The sequence below is a fragment of the Streptomyces sp. STR69 genome (assembly GCF_024519455.1).
Lineage (GTDB): Bacteria > Actinomycetota > Actinomycetes > Streptomycetales > Streptomycetaceae > Streptomyces.
In genome coordinates, this window is the sequence record NZ_JALJRY010000126.1 from 1 (window position 1) to 234 (window position 234).

The window sequence follows — 234 nt, forward strand, 5'->3', positions numbered from 1 at the left end:
GGCTGCTCGCCCTGGACTGGCACAGCGGCAACCGCAGCGTCCTCGTCGACCACGATCTGAGCGGTGCCGTCATCGGGCTGACGCTGTCGACCCGCCCCGAGGACGTCTACCGCGCCCTGCTGGAAGCCACCGCTTTCGGTACCCGCACCATCATCGAGGCGTTCGAGACGTCCGGTGTCCCGGTGCGTGAACTGATCGTCGCGGGCGGGCTGATGAAGAACCCGCTGCTGATGC

Annotated in this window: 1 protein-coding gene; it reads left to right on the top strand. The window is 67.9% G+C overall.

The window, feature by feature from the left end; translation table 11 throughout:
• Positions 1–234: FGGY-family carbohydrate kinase (locus OC490_RS49740; RefSeq protein ID WP_262064584.1), on the top strand; the 234-nt coding region annotated here is incomplete at both ends.